Annotated in this window: 16 protein-coding genes and 4 tRNA genes; 13 read left to right on the top strand and 7 right to left on the bottom strand. The window is 63.6% G+C overall.

The genetic code is table 11. From position 1 onward, the window contains the following. Positions 1-101 precede the first annotated feature (101 nt). Positions 102-2009, bottom strand: coding sequence for a methyl-accepting chemotaxis protein (locus ACB031_RS15545; RefSeq protein ID WP_274181715.1), 1908 nt, complete (start codon positions 2007-2009; stop codon positions 102-104). A 247-nt stretch (positions 2010-2256) separates the two neighbouring features. Between ACB031_RS15545 and ACB031_RS15540 the strand changes: the two genes are divergently transcribed. Together ACB031_RS15540 and acnB are read left to right on the top strand one after the other, a co-directional pair. After that, positions 2257-4515, top strand: coding sequence for a patatin-like phospholipase family protein (locus ACB031_RS15540; RefSeq protein WP_010635968.1), 2259 nt, complete (start codon positions 2257-2259; stop codon positions 4513-4515). Positions 4516-4743: 228 nt separating this feature from the next. Beyond that, complete coding sequence (gene acnB, locus ACB031_RS15535; protein WP_371139867.1) at positions 4744-7341, top strand: bifunctional aconitate hydratase 2/2-methylisocitrate dehydratase; 2598 nt, start codon at positions 4744-4746, stop codon at positions 7339-7341. Between the two features lie 106 nt (positions 7342-7447). Here acnB and ACB031_RS15530 read toward each other — a convergent pair whose 3' ends face one another. Beyond that, positions 7448-8359, bottom strand: coding sequence for a LysR family transcriptional regulator (locus ACB031_RS15530; RefSeq protein ID WP_371139866.1), 912 nt, complete (start codon positions 8357-8359; stop codon positions 7448-7450). Positions 8360-8435: 76 nt separating this feature from the next. Here ACB031_RS15530 and ACB031_RS15525 point away from each other — a divergent pair, with 76 nt between their 5' ends. The 4 genes from ACB031_RS15525 to mdtD all read left to right on the top strand — a co-directional run bounded on the left by ACB031_RS15525 (position 8436) and on the right by mdtD (position 13158). Then, entirely contained in the window at positions 8436-9053 is a 618-nt protein-coding gene (locus ACB031_RS15525; RefSeq protein ID WP_042049828.1) for a LysE family translocator, read from the top strand. A gap of 123 nt (positions 9054-9176) precedes the next feature. After that, complete coding sequence (locus ACB031_RS15520; RefSeq protein ID WP_095591539.1) at positions 9177-10571, top strand: D-arabinono-1,4-lactone oxidase; 1395 nt, start codon at positions 9177-9179, stop codon at positions 10569-10571. A 9-nt stretch (positions 10572-10580) separates the two neighbouring features. Then, positions 10581-11708 (top strand): GTP-binding protein, encoded by a 1128-nt coding sequence (locus ACB031_RS15515; protein WP_167385237.1) that lies wholly within the window; start codon positions 10581-10583, stop codon positions 11706-11708. 61 nt (positions 11709-11769) lie between these two features. Then, positions 11770-13158: a multidrug transporter subunit MdtD gene (mdtD, locus tag ACB031_RS15510; RefSeq protein WP_005305583.1), complete on the top strand. Its 1389-nt coding sequence runs from the start codon at positions 11770-11772 to the stop codon at positions 13156-13158. A gap of 9 nt (positions 13159-13167) precedes the next feature. Here the strand turns inward: mdtD and ACB031_RS15505 are convergent, their stop codons facing one another. The 3 genes from ACB031_RS15505 to folB all read right to left on the bottom strand — a co-directional run bounded on the left by ACB031_RS15505 (position 13168) and on the right by folB (position 14758). Then, positions 13168-13650: a YbaK/EbsC family protein gene (locus ACB031_RS15505; protein ID WP_017788220.1), complete on the bottom strand. Its 483-nt coding sequence runs from the start codon at positions 13648-13650 to the stop codon at positions 13168-13170. Positions 13651-13771: 121 nt separating this feature from the next. Continuing rightward, positions 13772-14281, bottom strand: a complete 510-nt coding sequence (gene folK, locus ACB031_RS15500; protein ID WP_371139865.1) for a 2-amino-4-hydroxy-6-hydroxymethyldihydropteridine diphosphokinase — start codon at positions 14279-14281, stop codon at positions 13772-13774. A 105-nt stretch (positions 14282-14386) separates the two neighbouring features. After that, the gene (gene folB / locus ACB031_RS15495; protein WP_010635977.1) at positions 14387-14758 is read right to left on the bottom strand and encodes a dihydroneopterin aldolase; all 372 of its coding nucleotides are present in this window, start codon (positions 14756-14758) and stop codon (positions 14387-14389) included. Positions 14759-14934: 176 nt separating this feature from the next. Between folB and plsY the strand changes: the two genes are divergently transcribed. From plsY to ACB031_RS15465, 6 genes are all read left to right on the top strand, one after another. Then, positions 14935-15597 (top strand): glycerol-3-phosphate 1-O-acyltransferase PlsY, encoded by a 663-nt coding sequence (gene plsY / locus ACB031_RS15490; RefSeq protein WP_065017256.1) that lies wholly within the window; start codon positions 14935-14937, stop codon positions 15595-15597. A 47-nt stretch (positions 15598-15644) separates the two neighbouring features. Further along, positions 15645-15720: transfer RNA gene (locus ACB031_RS15485), tRNA-Phe, on the top strand. 52 nt (positions 15721-15772) lie between these two features. Then, positions 15773-15848, top strand: a tRNA-Thr gene (locus ACB031_RS15480). A 3-nt stretch (positions 15849-15851) separates the two neighbouring features. After that, positions 15852-15927: transfer RNA gene (locus ACB031_RS15475), tRNA-Phe, on the top strand. Positions 15928-15935: 8 nt separating this feature from the next. Further along, positions 15936-16011, top strand: a tRNA-Asn gene (locus ACB031_RS15470). Positions 16012-16266: 255 nt separating this feature from the next. After that, positions 16267-17610, top strand: a complete 1344-nt coding sequence (locus ACB031_RS15465; RefSeq protein WP_139397704.1) for a potassium channel family protein — start codon at positions 16267-16269, stop codon at positions 17608-17610. Positions 17611-17637: 27 nt separating this feature from the next. Here the strand turns inward: ACB031_RS15465 and ACB031_RS15460 are convergent, their stop codons facing one another. After that, positions 17638-17982 (bottom strand): hypothetical protein, encoded by a 345-nt coding sequence (locus tag ACB031_RS15460; RefSeq protein WP_371139864.1) that lies wholly within the window; start codon positions 17980-17982, stop codon positions 17638-17640. 380 nt (positions 17983-18362) lie between these two features. Here ACB031_RS15460 and ACB031_RS15455 point away from each other — a divergent pair, with 380 nt between their 5' ends. Next, a complete protein-coding gene (locus tag ACB031_RS15455) occupies positions 18363-19535 on the top strand; it encodes a nucleoside recognition domain-containing protein (protein WP_371139863.1) in 1173 nt (390 codons plus the stop codon). A 60-nt stretch (positions 19536-19595) separates the two neighbouring features. Here the strand turns inward: ACB031_RS15455 and ACB031_RS15450 are convergent, their stop codons facing one another. Continuing rightward, on the bottom strand, positions 19596-20609 hold the full coding sequence (locus ACB031_RS15450; protein WP_005305558.1) for a chemotaxis protein CheV: 1014 nt from the start codon (positions 20607-20609) through the stop codon (positions 19596-19598). Between the last annotated feature and the right edge of the window lie 57 nt (positions 20610-20666).

Below are 20666 nucleotides of genomic sequence, written 5' to 3'. Positions count from 1 at the left end.
TTATCACAGTATAAATCGACGGATCTGGCGCCAACTTGAGCCTTTGTTAACAAACGGCCAACAAAAAGGGGCGCCATGCGCCCCTTGTGATGTCAAAAGCCTCAAAGTCGGAAGTTGCCGACCAGCTTGTCCAGCTCGCCGGAGAGGTGCTGCAGGCTGCGGCTCGACTCGGTGAGCTGGTGGGCGATGTCGGCGGTCTCCATGGTGAGCTGGTTGATGTCCTCCACGTTGCGGTTGATCTCGCCCACCACGCTGGACTGCTCCTCGGTGGCGGTGGCGACCTGGATGTTCATGTCGCTGATCTGGGTGATGTGGGCGGTGATCTGGCCGAGGGCGCCGTTGGCCGCATCGGCCTGGGTGACCACTTCCAGGCTCTGGTTGCGGCCCTGGGCCATGGCGCTGACGGCGCGGGCGCTCTGCTCCTGCAGCCGGTTGATCATGCTCTGGATCTCGGCGGTGGAGGCGGCGGAGCGACTGGCGAGGTTGCGCACCTCGTCGGCCACCACCGCGAAGCCGCGGCCCTGCTCGCCGGCACGGGCCGCCTCGATGGCGGCGTTGAGCGCCAGCAGGTTGGTCTGCTCCGAGATGCTGCGGATGGTGTCGAGGATGCTGCCGATGGAGTCGGTCTGACTGGCCAGCGACTCGATGACCCCGGCCACCCCTTCAATCTCGTCGGAGAGGCCGACGATGCCGTGGCGGGCCTGGGCCACCACGCCGGCCCCCGCATCTGCCTGCTCGTTGGCCTGTCTCGCCACTTCTGCGGCGAGGGAGGCATTGCCGGCGATTTCGCTCACTGTGGCCCCCATCTCGTGGATGGCGGTGGCCACCTGCACGGTGCGATCGCGCTGGGCGGTACAGTTGTGCTGGGTGAGCTGGGCCTTGGCGGCCACCTCGTTGGCGGTGGCGGCGAGCTGGCGGGAGTTGTCGGCCACCTGCTCGATGGAGCCGTGGATCTTGGCGACGAAGTTGTTGAAGCCGGTGGCCACCTGGGCCAGTTCATCCCGCCCTTCCACCTTGAGGCGCTGGGTCAGATCGCCGTCGCCGCTGCCGAGTTCGCGGAACAGGCGGGCCAGCTGGTTGAGCGGGCGGCTCACCGAGCCGGCCAGCAGCATGCCGAGCAGGCCCATGCCGGCGGCGATGGCCAGGCTCACCAGCAGGATGTGCAGGCGGGCCCGATCCAGTTCGGCATAGATCTCCGCTTCCGGTACCTGGGCCACCAGGTACCAGTCGAGCAGGGGGATGTAGCTGCTGGCTAGCACCACCGGCTGACCATCCACCTCGGCGTGGGTGGCGGCAAAGGGTTGCTTGGCCAGCAGGTTGCCGCTGCCGCTTGCCAGCTGGGTCAGGCTGTCCCGGTCGATGCGGCTGGCGTCGGGGTGCAGCTTCACCTTGCCGCTGCCATCGGTCATGAACACGAAGCCGCTGTCACCGATGCGGAAGTTGGCGAGCATGCTGACCATGCTGTCGAGGGACTTGGCGAGACCGGCGAGGCCGCGGCCATTGAGTTGCTGGAAGTTGACGAACAGCTTCACCTCGCCGTTGTTCTCGCGAAAGATGCTGAGCATCAGGTCTTGCTGGCTCTTGGTGTAGCCGTAGAACCAGGCGTCCTGCTCCGGGGTGAGGTTGCGCAGGAAGCCATCCTGGTTGTAGTAGGCGGCGCTCTGGCGATCGGCGAAGGAGGCGGTGACCAGACCATACTGGCTCGTCATGTCCTTGAGCTGGTTGATGAGGATGGACTCCTGCTCCTTGGGCATGCCGCGCTCGACCCAGTCCAGCACGAAGCGATCGTTGGCCAGCTGTCTGGCGGCGCCGGCGACCGAGGTGAGATCCTTCTCGATCTCCTTGCCGATGCGCTGGGTCAGGTTGGGCAGCTCCTGCTCGAACATGCGGGTTTCGATCAGTTGCTGGGCCGAACGCTGGCTGAAGTAGCCTACCAGCAGGCAGGAGAGCACCACGGCGAGGGTGACCGTGGCCAGGATTTTCTGTTTGAGTGTCAGGCTTGCAAGCATAAGAGTGACTCGGATGGATGAACGCGGGATTGAGCACATATTAGCGGCAGCCCGGCGCCACCCTTGATAGGCCGGCCCACTTTATTGATGGATTACGTTTGCGCTCACATCGCTGCCTGGCCGGGCTGTGGCCGCCTGTGTCGGAATGCGCGCCGATAACCCCTGCCAACTGTTGCGGTTCGCTTTGCGCACCTTATAGTAGGCTTCACTGCCTAGCTGGCTCGCCCTGGATTCAATGGAAAATCATATGCGCATCTTTCGTCGAGGATGGAACCCCCTGTTCCTGATTTTGCTGGCCTGTCTGCCGCTGATGGCGGCGGCCCAGCCCGAACGGCCCAAAATTGCCCTGGTACTCAGCGGCGGCGGCGCCAAGGGGTCGGCCCACATCGGCATCCTCAAGGTGCTGGAGCAGAAGCGCATCCCGGTCGACATCATAGTGGGCACCAGCATGGGCTCCTACGTGGCGGGCATGTACGCCATGGGGCTCAGCGCCGAAGAGGTGGAGCGCACCACCCTGGCCATCGACTGGAACAAGGGCTATCAGGACAAGGTAGGGCGCGACGAACTCTCCCTGCGCAAGAAGCAGCAGAGCGAGCAGTACCAGCTGCGCACCGACATCGGCATCAACGGCGACTCGGTCCAGTTCCCCGACGGCTTCTTCCAGGGCCAGTCCATGGCCAGCCTGCTGCGCCACGCCACCTCCAACCTGCCGGTACAGAAGAGCTTCAACGATCTGCCCATTCCCTACCGCGCCATGGCCACCGACATGGAGACGGTGACCCCCTTCGTGCTGGACCACGGCAGCCTGGCCAAGGCGATGCAGGCCTCCATGTCCATTCCCGGCGCCCTCAAGCCGGTGGAGTGGGAGGGGCACATCCTGGCCGATGGCGGCACCGTCAACAACATGCCGGTGGACGTGGCCAAGGCGATGGGAGCCGACGTGGTGATCGCGGTGGACATCAGCGCCAGGCTGCGCACCCGCGAGTCCCTGAAGTCGGGGCTCGCCATGATCGACCAGCTCACTACCTACATGACCCAGGTCGGCACCGAGAAACAGAAGGCGCTGATGGGGCCAGACGACATTCTGCTGACGCCCGAGTTCGGCAACATGGGCATTGCCGACTTCGCCCTGATGCCGGAGGGGATCAAGCTCGGGGAGGAGGTGGCCAACCGCGCCTCGGCCCGGCTCGACAAGCTCTCCCTCTCGCCGGCCGCCTATGCCGCCTATCGCAACCAGAAGTTGAGCCGGCGTGCCGAGCGCAGCGGTCAGCCCGCCTACTACATCGACAAGGTGGAGATCATCAACAAGTCCCGTCTCTCCGACGAGACGGTGCGCGCCATGCTGAAGGTGCGTCCCGACAAGATCCAGACCAACGAGAGCCTGGAGGCGGGTATTCGCCGGCTCTATGCACTGGAGTCGTTCGATCGGATCACTTACGAGGTGGTGGAGCGGGGTGGCGAGAACGTGCTGGTGGTCGACGCCAGCGAGAAGAACTGGGGGCCGGGCTACCTCAACTTCCAGTTCGGCTTTTCCGATGACTTCGAGAGCAGCTCCAACTACAACGTGGGCATGTCCTACACCCTCACCAACGTCAACGACTGGGGGGGCGAGTGGCTGACCGAGGCATCGCTCGGTACCGCCAAGCACTTCAAGACCGACTTCTACACCCCGCTGGAGCCCTCCCAGACCTTCTTCGGCGAGGCGAGCCTGGCCTATGACAAGACCCAGCGCCGCATCTTCATGCCCGAGGAGACGCGGGCGGCCGATGGGGTGAGCTATGTCGATTCCGAATACAGCTTCACCAGCGTCGATCTGGCAGTGGGCTGGAATCGTCAGCCCTGGAGCCGTCTCTCGCTCGGGCTGGAGGGAAAAATGGGGGACATCGACATTCGCAACGTGGCGGATGCCAAGGTGGATGCCTCCTCCTGGGGCCCCTATGTCCGCTTCGAGCACGACACCCTCGACAGCCGCTACTTCCCCTATCAGGGCGCCTACTGGGACATCAAGGGGGGTTACTCCGCCGTCCGGCTGGATGACAGCAGTGACATCAATGATCGCTATGAGGGGGTCAACTACCATCTGGCGATGATCAAGCCCTGGTCCTGGGACAGACACAGCCTCAACCTGCTGCTGGAGGGAGGGGGCTCCACCTCCCAGGAGGAGTACCCGCTGTTCGTGCAGGATCTGGGCGGACTGTTCCGCATGTCCGGCTTCCAGCGCTACCAGCTGAGCGGCCGCTACAGCCTGTTTGGCGGGCTGCGCTACATCTACCGGGTGGCTGACAACGACTTCGGCGCGCTGCGGGCCCCGCTCTATCTGGGGGGCTCCATCGAGCAGGGTGGGGTGTGGAACAGCGGCAGGGATATCAGCGTGGAGAGCTCCTTCACCGCCGGCTCCGTCTACGTCGGGGTGGAGAGCTTCCTCGGCCCCATCTTCCTCGGCTACGGCATGGCGGAGGGGGGCAACGACATGTTCTATCTGCAATTGGGCAGCACGTTCGAATAACGGGGAAATGATGCCTTTTTGTTAACTTGTTTCTGGCGTGCCATTTATCCGCTTGTAAAACATCAGCAAGTTTAGATGGTTATGTTGTTTTGATGAATATCTGTACAGGCTTTGGATTTTAATTAGTCGTTAAAACTTATATAGTGGGGGGCACCCTACGGGTGTCCCGCAAGGACGATCGCCGCGAGCGTGGGCGAACCCCAAAAAAAGACCAAAGAGGAATTAGTCGTGCTTGAAACATACCGTAAACACGTCGCAGAACGTGCCGCCGAAGGCGTGGTTGCCAAACCTCTGGACGCAGAGCAGGTCGCCGCCCTGGTTGAACTGCTCAAGAACCCGCCCGCCGGTGAACAAGACTTTCTGAAAGAGCTGTTGTCCTCCCGTATTCCCCCAGGCGTTGATGAAGCGGCCTATGTCAAAGCCGGTTTCCTCACCGCCGTTGCCAAGGGCGAAGCCCACTCTCCCATCCTCACCGCTGCCGAAGCCGTCGAGCTGCTCGGTACCATGCAGGGTGGTTACAACATTCAGCCGCTGATCGACCTGCTGGACGACGCGACCCTGGCTCCTCTTGCCGCCAAGGGCCTCTGCCACACCCTGCTGATGTTCGACTCCTTCCACGACGTGGAAGAGAAGGCCAAGGCCGGCAATGCCCACGCCAAGCAGGTGATGCAATCCTGGGCCGACGCCGAGTGGTTCCTCTCCCGCCCCGAATTGGCCGAGAAGATCACCGTCACCGTGTTCAAGGTGACCGGCGAAACCAACACCGACGATCTGTCACCGGCGCCGGACGCCTGGTCCCGCCCGGACATTCCGCTGCACGCGCTGGCCATGCTGAAGAACGCCCGTCCCGGCATCACCCCGGACAAGGATGGCGTCATCGGCCCCATCAAGACCATCGATGCCCTGAAAGAGAAAGGTTTCCCGCTGGCTTACGTGGGTGACGTGGTCGGTACCGGCTCTTCCCGTAAATCCGCCACCAACTCCGTGCTCTGGTTCATGGGCGACGACATTCCGTTCGTGCCGAACAAGCGCGCCGGCGGCGTTTGCCTGGGTGGCAAGATTGCCCCCATCTTCTTCAACACCATGGAAGATGCCGGCGCCCTGCCCATCGAGGTGGACGTTTCCAAGCTGGAAATGGGCGATGTGATCGATATCTACCCGTACCAGGGCAAGATCTGCAACCATGGCACCGACCAGGTGCTGGCCCAGTTTGAACTGAAGACCGACGTGCTGATCGACGAAGTGCGCGCCGGTGGCCGTATTCCGCTGATCATCGGCCGTGGCCTGACCGACAAGGCCCGCGAGGCGCTGGGTCTGCCGTTCTCCACCGTGTTCCGTCGTCCGCAGCCTGTCGCCGACACCGGCAAGGGCTTCACCCTGGCCCAGAAGATGGTGGGCAAGGCGTGCGGCGTGAAGGGCATCCGCCCCGGCACCTACTGCGAGCCCAAGATGACCACGGTCGGTTCCCAGGACACCACGGGCCCGATGACCCGCGACGAGCTGAAAGACCTGGCCTGTCTTGGCTTCTCCGCCGACCTGACCATGCAGTCCTTCTGCCACACCGCGGCCTATCCCAAGCCCATCGACGTGCAGACCCACCACACCCTGCCGGACTTCATCATGAACCGCGGCGGCGTGAGCTTGCGTCCGGGTGACGGCGTCATCCACTCCTGGCTGAACCGCATGCTGCTGCCGGATACCGTGGGTACCGGTGGTGACTCCCACACCCGTTTCCCCATCGGCATCTCCTTCCCGGCGGGCTCTGGCCTGGTGGCCTTCGCCGCCGCCACCGGCGTGATGCCGCTGGACATGCCGGAATCCGTGCTGGTGCGCTTCAAGGGCGAGCTGCAGCCGGGCATCACCCTGCGTGACCTGGTCCATGCCATCCCCTATGCCGCCATCCAGAAAGGGCTGCTGACCGTCGAGAAAGCAGGCAAGAAGAACATCTTCTCCGGCCGCATCCTCGAGATCGAAGGTCTGCCGACCCTGAAGGTGGAGCAGGCGTTCGAGCTGGCGGATGCCAGCGCCGAGCGCTCCGCCGCCGGTTGCACCATCAAGCTGGATAAAGAGCCGATCATCGAGTATCTGAAGTCCAACATCGTGATGCTGAAATGGATGCTCTCCGAAGGCTACGGCGACGTGCGCACCATTACCCGCCGCATCAAGGGGATGGAAGAGTGGCTGGCCAACCCGGTGCTGATGGAAGCGGACAAGGACGCCGAGTACGCCGAGATCATCGAGATCGATCTGGCCACCATCAAGGAGCCCATCCTGTGTGCGCCGAACGATCCGGACGATGCCCGCCTGCTGAGCAGCGTGGCCGGCGACCAGATCGACGAGGTGTTCATCGGTTCCTGCATGACCAACATCGGCCACTTCCGCGCCGCCGGCAAACTGCTCGAGAAGTACCAGGGCGAACTGCCGACCCGCATGTGGATCGCCCCGCCCACCAAGATGGACAAGGATCAGCTGACCGAAGAGGGCTACTACGGCATCTTCGGCCGGGTCGGTGCCCGCATCGAAATACCCGGCTGTTCCCTCTGCATGGGCAACCAGGCGCGGGTAGCGGAAGGGGCCTCCGTGGTTTCCACCTCCACCCGCAACTTCCCGAACCGTCTGGGCAAGGGTGCCAACGTCTATCTGGCTTCTGCCGAACTGGCTGCGGTTGCCGCCATCCTCGGCAAGATCCCGACCGTGGCCGAGTACCTGCAGTATGCCAAGTCGCTGGATGCCACTGCCGCCGACACCTATCGCTACCTCAACTTCAACGAGATCGCCTCCTACACCAAGAAGGCCGATGCGGTGATCCTGCAGCAAGCGGTATAAGGGCCGGCGCCATCATGGCGCAGACAGTCCAATAAAAAGCCCCGGCTCATGCCGGGGCTTTTGTTTGGCCGAGCGTCGCGTCAGCTTCTATCTCGCCTGCCAAGGTTCAGGCATGGAGGGCGTGCAGCCACTCCGCCAACCTGGCGTGGGCACTGCCGGGGGCGGGAGGCGCGGGGGCGAGCAGGTGATAGCCGGTGCCATCCGCAATGAAGCCGAGCGGCGCCACCAGCAGGCCGGCTTCAATGTCGTCGTACACCTGCCGGTAGGGGCCGATGGCGACTCCCAGCCCGGCAACCGCCGCCTGCAGGCTGAAGTAGAAGTGCTCGAAGGTCTGCCCCGGTGCCTCCTCGCCGGCGGGTTGGCCGGCGTGCTGCAACCACTCCTGCCAGGCCCCCGGCCGGGTCTTGGTGTGCAGGCGAGGGGCGCCAGGGCGCAGGGCCGGGCCGTTTGCCCCCGTCTCGAAGAACTGCGCCACCTTGCCCGGCTGGCAGACCGGCCCGGTCAGCTCTTCGAACAGCGGCTGGCTGTAGAGCTCGGCGGGCCACTGGAAGTCGTTGCGCCGGATGGCGAGATCGATGCCGCTGCCGAAGTTGAGGGCGCCGCCACCGGCCATCAGGTGTACGTCCAACTCGGGGTGCAGGGCCTGGAAGGCGGGCCAGCGCGGGATCAGCCAGCGCATCAGCAGGGTCGGTTCGCAGGAGATGACCAGCGACGTCGGCCGTCCCTGCTGGCGCAGTGCCTGCGCCGTCTGGCGGATGCCGCCCAGCCCCTCCCTGACCGCCTGATAGAGCCGTTCGCCCGCCTCGGTCAGAAAGACCCGGCGCTGGCGCCGCTCGAACAGCATGACCCCCAGATCCTCCTCCAGCAGCCGCACCGCCCGGCTGACGGCGCCGTGGGTGAGGTGCAGCTCGTCGGCGGCGCGGCTGAAGTGTTCGGTGCGGGCCGCCACCTCGAAACAGCGCAGCGCGGTCAGGGCGGGCAGCGACAGGCTTTTATGTGAATTATTCTCACCGTTCATGTCAGAAGTTATCGTTCGTTATTGGTATCATGGCCAAATAAAATAGCCGATATTCCATCTAATCAGGACTATTTTCATGACCGAACTGTTAGCCGTAGTAGCCATTACCTTCTTTGCCGTCATCAGCCCCGGGCCCGACTTCGCCATGGTGTCGCGCAACAGCCTGCTGCTCTCGCGCCGCAGCGGTGTGCTGACGGCGCTCGGCATAGGTGCCGGGGTCTGCGTGCACGTCACCTACACCCTGCTCGGGGTAGGGCTGCTGATCCAGCAGTCGCTCTGGCTGTTCAACCTCATCAAGCTGGCGGGGGCCGCCTACCTCATCTTCCTCGGCATCAAGATGCTGCGGGCCAAACCGGCAACCGACGAGATGTTGGCCGAGCAGCCCGCCCTCTCCAGCCTGGGGGCGCTGCGCACCGGTTTCCTGACCAATGTGCTCAACCCCAAGACCACCATCTTCATCGTCAGCCTGTTCATGCAGGTGGTGCAGCCGCAGACACCGCTGGCGGTCCAGCTCGGTTACGGCGCCTTCATCGTGCTGGCCCACGCCGTCTGGTTCAGCGCGGTGGCGATCTTCTTCTCCACCGACTCGGTACGGGGTCGGCTGCTGGCGGTGCGCCACTGGATTGATCGGGTGTTTGGCGCTCTGCTGGTGGGATTTGGCATGCTGCTGGCACTGACCCAGCAGACGCGCTGAGGCGGGGGGAGAGGCTATCTCCCCTATCCACCCCCGACTGTAGGGGCTTGTTTTTCATGCCTTGTGGTCCGCTTTTCGGTAGAATTGGCGCTCATTTTGACGTCAATAAAGATGAGGGGCGGTATGACGGTCAGGTTCCAGGCATTTCACAGCATCAAGGCGATAGGTCAGCGGGAGGTGCTGTTCAACTGGTCCAGGACCAATCCCCTCGGCGCACTGGAGCAGGTGTGGCGTCCGAAGAATCGCGACGAACTGCAGCAACTGCTGCGGGAAAACCCCGAGCGCAAGCTGCGCCTCATCGGCTCCGGCCTCTCCTTCGAACCCATCCACAGCGTCTATGCCGAGGGCAGCCAGGCGCTGCTGGTGGACTTGCACCACCTGCGCGGTCAGCTAGGGCAGACCGCCGACACCGTCACCTATCAGGCGGGCACCCCGCTCGACACCGTCTACGCCGATCTCATCGCCATGGAGCGTATGCTGCCGGCTTCCCCCGGCGTCATCGGCATCCAGACCTTGGGCGGTGCGCTCAGCACCGGCACCCACGGCCAGGGGCTGCACCAGTCCGCCCTCTGTGATGCGGTGGCGGCCCTGACCGTGATGCTGGCCAGTGGCGACATCATCCGGGTGGATCGCACCGACCCCCGCTTCGGTGCCTTCGTGATGGGGATGGGCATGCTCGGCATCCTGCTCGACGTCACCCTGCAGACCGTGCCCAACCGCATCATGCGCTGCACCAAGTTCACCACCGACTACCCCTTCCTGCTGGAACACAACGAGCGGCTCAACCGCGAGCACGCCTTCGTGAAAAGCTGGTGGTTCGCCTGGACCGGCGAGAGCCACATCTGGCTGGTGGATCCCGCCTCCGATGAGGAGGTGGCCCGCTACCGCGCCGGTGGCAGCGAGCCGCTGCTGCTGGAGGGCGACATCGACGCCCGCATGAATGCCACCATAGATGCGACTCTGCAGAAGATGGCCAAGGACACCAAGGATGAGGCGCTGGCCGGAGAGCACTTCGAGACGGTGCGCCGCTTCAAGGATGCCTCCGATCTGGTGGGCAACGTCTACCAGATCCTCTGCAAGGGGATCCCGGCGCCCCAGATCAACTGCGAGGTAGCGGTGCCGCTTAATCGCATGAACGAGGCGCTGGAGACCCTGCAGGCGTGGCAGCAGGCCAACCCCGGCGTGCTGCACTACCCCTTTATCCTGCGCTGCACCGGCCCCTCCAAGGCCTGGCTCAGCGCCGCCTATGATCAGTCGGTGTGCTGGATCGGGTTCCTGGTCTATCTGGCGGCGGACGGTACCTTCGTCAACGGCTCCATGGAGCAGATGCGCGAGCTGCAGCAACTGCTGGTGCCGCTCGGCGGCATCCCGCACTTTGGCAAGCACCTGGCGATGGATCTCTACGACTTCCCGGCCCTGCTGCCGCGCTGGCACGACTTCCTGGCCCTCAAGGGCGAGCTCGACCCCCACGGCCGCTTCGAAAACCGCTGGCTCGCCGACCTGTTTGCCAACCGGTAAGGATTTGACATGACCGATATGCAAGATACCCGCATCCCCGTGACCCTGCTGACCGGCTTTCTCGGCAGCGGCAAGACCACCTTGCTCAACCACTGGGTCAAGCAGCCCGAGCTTGGCGAATGCGCTGTGCTGATCAACGAGTTCGGCTCGGTGGGGCTGGATCACCACCTGGTGCAGCAGGTGGACGAGCAGGTGGTGCTGCTCGATTCCGGCTGCATCTGCTGCTCGGTGCAGGGCTCCCTGGTGGAGGCGCTGCAGGGGCTGTTTATGAAGGCCATTCAGCGCAAGATCAAACCGTTCAAGCGACTCATCATCGAGACCACTGGCCTCGCCGATCCGGCCCCCGTGCTGTTCACGCTGAGGGAGGAGGGCTTTATCGCCCAGCGTTACCGCTTCGACGGCACCGTCACAGTGGTGGATGCCGGTCATATCGAGCAGCAGCTGGCGGCTCAGTATGAAGCGGTGAAACAGGTGGCGTTGGCGGATCTGCTGGTGGTGAGCAAGGGCGACCTGGTGGATGAGGAGACGCTGGCACGGGTCGAAGCCCAGCTGGCGACCCTCAACCCGGCGGCCCCCATCGAGCGGGTCAGCAACGGGGTGCTCTCGCCCGCCGTGCTGGAGAAGCTGGGGGCCTACAACGAGGCGGCCGGACGCGACGTGCGCCAGCTGCTGGCCTGGCTGCGCACCGAATCCCCCAGGCAGGGGCTGGCCTCGCCGATGCAGCCGAAGATGAAGCCGTTCGCCGCCAAGGTGGGCACGGCCGCGCCGACCCACTTCGAGCACGGCAATATCGAGAGTTTCTCCCTGCGCATCGGCGAGCCGCTCAAGCCCTCCCGCCTGCTGGCCGCCATCGACGCGGTTCAGGCGCAATACGGCGATGCGCTGCTGCGGCTCAAGGGCATCTTGCAGCTGGAAGGGGAGAGCCAGCCGGTGGTGATCCACGGCGTCCACGGTCAGCTCTATCCGCTGCAGGCGCTGGGGGAGTGGCCGGAGGGCAAGGCCCAGTCCCGACTGGTGTTCATCGTGAAGAGTCAGGACAAGGCGGGCATAGAGCGGTTGTTCCTGGATACCCTCAAGGCGCCCGAGCCCAGCCTGGAAGAGCAGCTCAGAGCCATGCTCGGCCAGCCTGATGCCTGATGTAATGAGATGACCCGCGCTTGTGCGGGTCTTTTTTTGTCTGAAGAGGAGGTGGCTGCAGATGCCCGATAGCACACACATGGTGACCCCTGCCCAGCGCAAATGGCTGCCGCCGCTCACGGCGGTCGGTTTCTTCATGCAGACGCTGGATGGCACCATCCTCAACACCGCCCTGCCGAGCATGGCCGAGACCCTGGGCGAGAGCCCGCTGCAGATGCAGTCGGTGATCATCGCCTACATGCTGACGGTGGCGCTGCTTATTCCCGCCTCCGGCTGGCTGGCGGACAGATTCGGCACCCGGCGCATCTATCTGGCCGCCATCCTGCTGTTTACCCTGGGCTCTCTGGCCTGCGCGGCCGCCAACTCCCTGCCGGTGCTGGTGGCCGCCCGGGTACTGCAGGGGATCGGTGGTGCCCTGCTGATGCCGGTCGGCAGGCTGGCGGTACTGCGGGTCTACAGCAAGCACGAGCTGCTGCGGGTGATGTCGTTCGTCACCATCCCCGGCCTGGTGGGGCCGCTGATCGGCCCGGCACTGGGTGGCTGGCTGGTGGAAGTGGCGAGCTGGCACTGGGTGTTTCTCATCAACCTGCCGGTGGGGTTGCTCGGCTTCATCGCCAGCTGGTACTTCATGCCGGACTTGCGCCAGAGCACGGCCAAGTTCGACTGGCAGGGATTCGTGATGTTCAGCGCCGGCATGGTGCTGGTGTCGGTGGGCCTGCAGGGGCTGGGGGAGCACAGCATCTCCACCGGCTGGGCGCTGTTTGCCCTGCTGTTCGGGCTGGCCGCCATGGCGAGCTACTGGCTCTACGCCGCCAATGCCGAGGAGCCGCTGTTCGGGCTGGGGCTGTTCAAGACCAGCACCTTCGCCATCGGCATCTGGGGCAACCTGTTCGCCCGCCTCGGCAGCGGCGCCATGCCGTTTCTCACCCCGCTGTTTCTGCAACTGGGGCTTGGTTTCTCGCCGAGCAAGGCGGGGATGACCATGATCCCCACCGTGCTGGGGGCCATGCTGACCAAGACGCTGGTGAACAAGCTCATTCCGCGCATCGGCTATCGCCGCATCCTGATCGGCAACACCCTGGCGCTCGGGGTGATGATCGCCAGCTTCTCCCTCATCGACAACCAGCTCCCCTACGGGGTGCTGCTGGGCTGGCTGATGGTGTTCGGCGCCATCAACTCGCTGCAGTTCTCCGCCATGAACACCCTGACCCTGCAGGATCTCAGCCCGGAGTTCGCCAGCAGCGGCAACGGCCTGCTGTCGGTGGTGATGCAGCTCTCCATGAGCCTGGGGGTGGCCATCGCCGCCAGCCTGCTGGGGCTCTTCTCTGCCGGCTCGTCGGCGGCGGATGGCCAGTGGCTGGGAGGCTTTCACCTCACCTACCTCTGCATCGGCCTGATGTCGATGCTGGCGGCGCTGATCTTCGCCCAGCTGGCGCGGGACAAGCGCTGAGTCGCGGGCTCAGGGGGCCGGCAGGTAGCTTACCTGGCAGGGCAGCTGGGCCAGCAGTCCGGCCAGGTGGGCGGTTTCCAGCAGGAAGGTCTGCTCGGGGTGGCCCGGCGTCCAGGTAAAGGCGTGGTGGGTCATGAGCACAGGATCCACCAGCAGCGGGATGTCGGCGCGGGGCAGGAAGGGGCAGACCGCGCCCGGCAGGCAGCCGATTTCGGCCTGCATCTCGTCGGCGGTGCAGATGGAGGGCTTGGCGCCGAGCGCCGCCTTGACCGCCTTGTTGTCGAGCCGGCCGTCCCTGTGGGTCAGCAGCAGGGCAAAGCGGCCATCCTTGAACTTGAGAAACAGGGTCTTGCTGAACTCGGCCTGCCAGCCGAGGCGGGCTCTCACCTTTTCATCGGTGGCGTAGTCGAGGATGGGCTCGTGCTCGAAACGCTGATGGGGCAGTTCGGCCAGCAGCCGGCAGTTGAAGTCGTGAATGGTATCGAGTGGCATGGGGTTCTCCTGTGATGGCGGCCATCCTGCCACTTGCCGCGTCGCAGGCCCAATCACGGTTTCTTATCCGTTATCAGCTCTGTCCATCAGCAACAAGGGCACCCGTGGGTGCCCTTGTCGTTCAGTGGTGCTGCAATGCGCCCGCTGCCCAGTGAAAGGGGATGGGACAGAGCCGTTGGGAGGCCTTGTCGTAGCACGCCCACAGCTCGCCGATGGTGCGGCCATCGACGGGGTGGCAGAACTTGGGCGCCAGCTCTGCCAGTGGCCAGAGCACGAAGGCGTTGGTGAGGATCTCGCCGCGCGGCAGCACCAGCGGCGTCTCGCAGACCAGCTCGCCGTAGAGCAGCAGATCGAGATCCAGAGTGCGCGGGGCGAACTTCTTGGCATCCGGCTCGCGGCCGTGGGCGAACTCCATGGCGCGCAGTCGCTGACACAGGGTCGCCAGCGGCAGCTCGGTGTCGGCGCCCACCACCAGGTTGTAGAAGGGGCGGCCGTTGAAGCCTACCGCCTCGCTCTCGAACACCCGGGAGACCTGCAGCTCGCCAAACTCGGCCTGCAGCGCATCGAGGCCGGCGCGGATATGGCGTTCCCGCTCGATGTTGGATCCCAGGCTGATATAGACACGAGTCATGCGGTGCTCCCTGTCATCTGGCTGGAACCCTGGCTGATGTAGATACAGGTCATGCAGCGCTCCCTGTTATCTGGTTCGAGCCCAGGCTGATATAGATGCGGGTCATCAGTTGGCGCTCGCGGCCGGGGTGCGGTGACGCAGGATCTCGACGCCGACACCGGCGGCATTGGGGACGGCACCCGGCTTGGTCAGGGTGACCTTGACCCACTGCACCCGTTCGTCGGCCAGCACCAGCATGGCGACCTGTTCGGCCATGGTTTCGACCAGCTCCACCACCTTGCTGGCGACGTGATCACAGATCTTGCGAGAGAGGGTGGCGTAATCCAGTGCCAGATTGATATCGTCGGTTGCGGCGGCGGGGCGGTTGTCGAACCCCATCTCGAGGTCGAAACAGAGCTTCTGGCGAATGCCTTTCTCCCACTCGTATACACCGATAGTGGTCAAAACCTCGAGTCCGCGAATAAACACCTTGTCCATGACAGTACTTCTTCTTTACTCTTGATGGGCTGTGATGACAGCGCAGGGATGCAGGCCTGGCCAGCGGATGAGTGCCGGCGGCCGGTTTGGGCGACACGCGGTGGGCAACCCCACGCAGGCGCCAGAGAATGTGGCCCGCATCATACCCCATTCATATCGTGGTAAAAACGACCAAGATGACGGCCCTGACGATTTTGATGATTATTCTGGCCTACCTGGGCGGCTCGCTGTCCAGTGCTGTGCTGGTTTCCCGCATCACGGGTCTGCCGGATCCCCGTGATCATGGCTCCCACAACCCGGGGGCCACCAATGTGCTGCGCCTCGGTGGTCGGCTGGCGGCCGTGGTGGTGCTGCTGCTCGATGTGCTCAAGGGCACGGCTCCCGTCTACCTCGCCTGGTATCTGCAGATCAAACCCGTCTACCTCGGCTTCATCGGGGTGGCTGCCTGTCTCGGCCACATGTACCCCATCTTCTTCCACTTTCGTGGCGGCAAGGGGGTGGCCACGGCGCTCGGCACCATGATGCCCATCGGCTTCACCATGGGGGGCGCGGTGATCGGCACCTGGCTGCTGGTGCTGCTGGTGAGCGGCTATTCGTCGCTGGCCTCCATCATTACCGTGTTGCTGACCCCGCTCTTTACCTACCTGCTCAAGCCGGAATACACGCTGCCGGTTTCGCTGCTCTCCTGCCTCATTCTGATCCGCCATCACGAGAACATCGCCCGCCTGCTGAAAGGGGAGGAGCCCAGAGTCTGGGGCCGCCAGAACCGCGGCGAGCAGGAAGAAGTGCTGGAAATGGATGATCCTGAGCAAAAAAGAGACGAACGAGACAAAAAGTGAAATTTCCCGTTGACCACCTGCCTTAAAATCCGTTTAATAGCGCCCACGCCCAGATAGCTCAGTCGGTAGAGCAGGGGATTGAAAATCCCCGTGTCGGCGGTTCGATTCCGTCTCTGGGCACCAAATTTTGGTGTCGTGAAAGAAAAACTTGTTCATGCACAATGGTTTAAAGTGTGCCGGCTTAGCTCAGTAGGTAGAGCAACTGACTTGTAATCAGTAGGTCACCAGTTCGATTCCGGTAGCCGGCACCATTTGCCCAGATAGCTCAGTCGGTAGAGCAGGGGATTGAAAATCCCCGTGTCGGCGGTTCGATTCCGTCTCTGGGCACCACTTATAATTCCTCCTTAGCTCAGTCGGTAGAGCGACGGACTGTTAATCCGCAGGTCGCTGGTTCGAGCCCAGCAGGAGGAGCCAATTCAAAAGCCCAGCAGCAATGCTGGGCTTTTTCTTTGCCAGTTTTCCGGCATCCGGTGCCACATTGAGCAAGATCTCGCCAGCTCGGCGGCAAGTTGTCGCAGCGCCCCTGCTGTACCGTTCCCGCCAGTGACTTCCCCCGCCCGCCTAGTATGATGGCGTGATGAGTCCCTATTCTGCCCATCTTGCCCTGGCGGCCTCTGCCGCATCGGTGGGCGCAGGAGAACGGGACCGCTTTCTTGAGTGAGGTCATCCATGAATGCAACAGAGCTTTGGCAGCTTTCCCCCGAACAGTTCAACGAGTGGCGCCGGGCCAACGACTACCCCCTGATCTGGGATCTGCTGGTGGCGTCGCTGCCCCATTTCGATGACTGGATGACGGAGCAGAAGATCGACAAGCAGGTGATCTTCCAGATCGGCATCGCCCGCTTCATCAGCTCCCGCTGCGTGCTGAGCCTGTGCCTCTACATGAGCGACGACAAGATCAGACTCTATGAGACAGCCTCGAGCGCGCTGGAGTCCCTGCGCAAGAGCGGGCTGATCCGCGCCGAGACGTGCTTTGAACCCTATTGCATGTGGCTGGCCGGCAAACACGGCAAGGACGAGGTGAAGCGGGTACAGAGCCTGCTCTCGGTCTCCGAGAACAACAAGGGGGAGGCCCAGGTGCTGGGCAGGCACCGGTTGCTCAACATCGGCGGCGTCGAGCTCAAAAGCCCCATCATCTCCGGCCGGCTGCTCGACTTCACCTGCCTGGACGAGCTCTCGCTGGATGGTGCCGTCAACAACTCCAAGGTCTATCTGTGGCACTGCTCGGCCAAGGGGGTGAGGGTCAACGGCGGGGTGATCGGGCTCGATCTGTTCGACTCCCTGCTGTGGGACCACAGGGCCTGGGCCAAGAAGCGGGAGCTGGCGCTGGAGGACGGGGTGTTTCAGGACTTCACCATAGAGTGCGAGGAGATCCGCTTTCACTCCTCCCGGGCGGTGCTGAAAAACTTCAACGTGCGGGCCAAGAACTTCGACGCCACCATGGAGCACACCAACCTGGACAAGGTGCAGGTGGCCTACAACGAGAATGGCCGGGTCGATCACAGCGAGGCCAGCAAGCTCTATCGCAACGCCAAGCGGCTCTTCTCCAGCGTGGGCGACACCGTCGATGCCGGCGAGTGCTACTACAAGGAGAAGCTGCACGAGATGAAGTCGCTGGCGAGCCCCAGGGAGCTGTTCAAGGAGTGCTGGCTGCGCAGCGGCTGGCTCAAGAAAGGCTGGCTCACCCTGCTGTGCTACCTGAAATGCGCCGCCAAGTTCATCAGCTTCATCACCTGGGGCTTCGGCGAGCGGCCGATCCGCAGCCTGCTGCTGTCGATGGGGGTGATCCTGCTGGCGACCCTGACCTATTATCTGGCGCCGGGATCGGTCACCCATGACCATCTTGGGCGCTCGCTCTATTTCAGCATCGTCACTTTCGTGACCCTGGGCTATGGCGACATCTCCCAGACCTCCTCCCCGCTCCAGCTGCTGTCGGCCATCGAGGCCTTCTGCGGCATGTTCCTGACCGGGCTGTTCCTGGCGGGGTTTGCCTCCAAGACCAAGCAGTATTGACGGCGCACCGGTCACTGGTCGAGCAGGTCAGCCGGCTGGCGTGATCTCCTGCATCTTGAGCCAGAAGGCCTCCTGGCAGGGGTTGTGGAACAGCTTGCGCACAGGGGTGATGGGGATGGGGCTGGCGACCACCCGGTAGCTGATCCAGCACTCCAGGCAGACTTGTGGGGAGGGCTCTTCGTCCAGCTCCAGCTGGTGGCAGATGACCACGCCGTTGGCGAACCAGTAATGGGTCTGCCGGTGGTGGGTCAGGGTGCCGCTCTCGTCCTGCTCGCTGTGTTGTTCGCTCTGCTGGCGGACGAGTATCGCCGGTCCTGCCTGGCGATGGATGGCCCTGATATAGGTCACGAGGTCGTTCATGGTGCTGCCCATGTTGCTGCCGGATGGTGAATGACGGAGTCGATTGCCGATGGGGAAGCTTACCCGCGCAGGCGCTGAGCGGCAATCCGCTCCGGTCGCCCCTTGTTTCGCCGACCGGCCCCAGTTGTTATACTGCCGCCCCGTTTCGTCGCCGGGCAGGCCGTGGTGCCGGTGCGCTGGCGCGAGACAGGCAGACTGGACAGGATCGTCCGGCCACCCGTTTTCTCCTCCCCGGTTCTGTCGCCAGCGTGGTGGGCAGTCAGCCCACATGGCACAGTTCGAGCCTGGCAGAAGAATCAATGCAAGGAGCCCTTGTCGCAAGACAAGGGCTCCTGCTTTATGGGTGCCATAACAACAATACTCACCACACAGCGACAGATTTCAGGATTGGTATGGAAAATCAAGCAGTTAAAGATTATCACCAGGGGGCGGCCTCCCTTCGCCGCTGGCTGGAGCCGGTATTGGTGCTGGCCATCCTCGGCAGCCTGTTTGGCTACCTCGGCAGCCAGATGGGCCTCTCCGCCCTGGTCAACACCCTGTTCAACACCGCCCACCAGCTGCTGCTCAACACAGTGCTCTTCATCATGGGCATTACCGTGCTGTCGGGGGCACTCAGCCAGCTGCTCAGCGAGTTCGGGGTGATCCGCCTGCTGGAGGTGTTGTTGGCGCCGCTGATGAAGCCGGTGTTCCGGCTGCCGGGGCGCACCGCATTGGCGGCCCTGATGACCTTCTTCTCCGACAACCCGGCGGTGATCAGCCTCGCCAGGGACAGCCGCTTTCGCAAGGGCTTCACCCCCTGGCAGTTGGTCTCACTCACCAACTTCGGCACCGCCTTCGGCATGGGACTGATCGTGGTGACCTTCATGGCCACCCTGCAGCTGCCGGGGGGCGAGTCTACCGCCAGTGCCGCGCTGATCGGCCTGCTCGGCGCCCTCATCGGTTCCGTGGTATCGACCCGTCTGATGCAGCGGATGATCCGCCCGCTGGTGGGGGAGACCCCGATTTCCGACGAGGTGGAGAGCGTGGGGGCCAAGCCGGGCCTGAGCCGGGAGGCGGCGCCTACCTGGCTGCGGGTGCTCAACGCCCTGCTGGACGGCGGCAAATCCGGGGTGGAGCTGGGGATGGCGGTGATCCCCGGGGTGCTCATCATCAGCACCTTCGTGATGTTGCTGACCTTCGGCCCGGGCGAGCAGGGCTATACCGGCGAGGCTTTCCAGGGGGTGGCGCTGCTGCCGGTGCTGGCGGCCAAGGTGGGCTGGCTGTTCGAGCTGCTGTTCGGCTTCACCCACGCCGAGCTGGTGGCCTTCCCGGTCACCTCGCTGGGGGCGGTCGGGGCCGCCATGTCGCTGGTGCCCCCCTTCATCGGCAAGGGCTGGATCACCGGCAACGAGGTGGCGGTGTTCACCGCCATGGGCATGTGCTGGAGCGGTTTTTTGAGCACCCACACCGCCATGCTGGATGCGCTCGGTTATCGTCATCTCACCTCCCGCGCCATCGTAGCCCACACCATCGGTGGCCTGTGCGCCGGGGTGGCGGCTCACCAGCTCTATCTCTGGCTGGGCTGATCCATCACGCAGCAAAAGGGCGCCGAGGCGCCCTTTTGCTTGCGTGGCCGACCTGCGGCCTCACAGGTTGCCCGGTTTGGGAATGGGGATGCCGAGCAGGAAGTTGTCCATCATGCCGACCATGCGGCCCAGCTCCGGTTTGGTGATGGTGTCGTTGGCTCCCAGCTGCAGCGCCTTCTGGCGGTTGTCATCGCTCATCAGCGACGAGAACATGACGATGGGGATGGTCTTGAAGGCGGGGGTGTCGCGCAGCCGCTTGAGCAGGTGCATGCCGTCCATGCGGGGCATCTCCACGTCGGTGATGATGCCGCTGACGAACTCGGCCACCGGGATCTTCTCCTCCTGCGACAGGCGATCGAACTCCATCAGCATCTCCAGCCCATCGCCCCCGTCCTTGGCGGTCACCACGTTGTAGCCCGCGGTGCGCAGAGTGGTCTCGATCATCTTGCGGATGAAGGCGGAGTCGTCCACCACCAGGATGGTTTTGGCCTGGCGCATGGCCATCATGCGATCGTCGATGATGACCTTGCGATCCTGGGTCACATCGTACTTCTCCATGCTCAGCTCGGGGTTGATGTCGGCGATGATCTTCTCGAAGTCGAGGATCATGATGAGGTTGCCGTCGCGCCTGACCACCGCCACCACGCAGTCATTCTCGCCCGCCTCCAGGAACTGGCTGGGGGACTCCACATCCTCCCAGGAGACCCGGTGGATCCTGCTGACGCTGTCGATGAGGAAGCCGTTCGCCATCTTGTTGAAATCGGTGACGATGACCACCTTGTTGCTGTTGTCCGGGTTGGTTTTGATACCAAGCCAGCCGGCCAGATCCACCAGCGGGATCAGCCGCTCGCGCAGGGAGAAAACCCCCACCATGTGACGCTGGGCGTTGGGGTAGTCGGTGGTCTCCGGCACCCGGATCACCTCGCGCACCTTGGCGACGTTGATGCCGTAGTAGGCTATTTTCTCGCGGCCATCGGGCAGCTGCTTCTTGAGGTGGAATTCGATGATCTCGAGCTCGTTGGTGCCGCTCTCGGTCAGAATGGATTTACGCTCTTCCCCGTCTTTGGCCATCATGGTCACTCTCGTGCTTCTGGTTGCGCTGGCAGCAGCCGCTGCGGTTTTCCCTCAGTA

The sequence above is a fragment of the Aeromonas sp. S8(2024) genome (genome assembly GCF_041403085.1).
GTDB lineage: Bacteria > Pseudomonadota > Gammaproteobacteria > Enterobacterales > Aeromonadaceae > Aeromonas > Aeromonas dhakensis.
Note: the sequence above shows the minus strand (reverse complement) of the source record. Positions and strands in the feature narration are given on the sequence as shown.

Bases quoted from the DNA above. Each gene is read 5' to 3' on its own strand.
- ACB031_RS15515 (WP_167385237.1), top strand. From the start codon at position 10,581: ATGACCGATATGCAAGATACCCGCATCCCCGTGACCCTGCTGACCGGC.
- plsY (WP_065017256.1), top strand. From the start codon at position 14,935: ATGACGGCCCTGACGATTTTGATGATTATTCTGGCCTACCTGGGCGGC.
- mdtD (WP_005305583.1), top strand. From the start codon at position 11,770: ATGCCCGATAGCACACACATGGTGACCCCTGCCCAGCGCAAATGGCTG.
- ACB031_RS15545 (WP_274181715.1), bottom strand. From the start codon at position 2,009: ATGCTTGCAAGCCTGACACTCAAACAGAAAATCCTGGCCACGGTCACC.
- ACB031_RS15450 (WP_005305558.1), bottom strand. From the start codon at position 20,609: ATGATGGCCAAAGACGGGGAAGAGCGTAAATCCATTCTGACCGAGAGC.
- ACB031_RS15455 (WP_371139863.1), top strand. From the start codon at position 18,363: ATGGAAAATCAAGCAGTTAAAGATTATCACCAGGGGGCGGCCTCCCTT.
- ACB031_RS15525 (WP_042049828.1), top strand. From the start codon at position 8,436: ATGACCGAACTGTTAGCCGTAGTAGCCATTACCTTCTTTGCCGTCATC.
- ACB031_RS15530 (WP_371139866.1), bottom strand. From the start codon at position 8,359: ATGAACGGTGAGAATAATTCACATAAAAGCCTGTCGCTGCCCGCCCTG.
- ACB031_RS15505 (WP_017788220.1), bottom strand. From the start codon at position 13,650: ATGCCACTCGATACCATTCACGACTTCAACTGCCGGCTGCTGGCCGAA.
- ACB031_RS15460 (WP_371139864.1), bottom strand. From the start codon at position 17,982: ATGGGCAGCACCATGAACGACCTCGTGACCTATATCAGGGCCATCCAT.
- folK (WP_371139865.1), bottom strand. From the start codon at position 14,281: ATGACTCGTGTCTATATCAGCCTGGGATCCAACATCGAGCGGGAACGC.
- ACB031_RS15465 (WP_139397704.1), top strand. From the start codon at position 16,267: ATGAATGCAACAGAGCTTTGGCAGCTTTCCCCCGAACAGTTCAACGAG.
- folB (WP_010635977.1), bottom strand. From the start codon at position 14,758: ATGGACAAGGTGTTTATTCGCGGACTCGAGGTTTTGACCACTATCGGT.
- ACB031_RS15520 (WP_095591539.1), top strand. From the start codon at position 9,177: ATGACGGTCAGGTTCCAGGCATTTCACAGCATCAAGGCGATAGGTCAG.
- ACB031_RS15540 (WP_010635968.1), top strand. From the start codon at position 2,257: ATGCGCATCTTTCGTCGAGGATGGAACCCCCTGTTCCTGATTTTGCTG.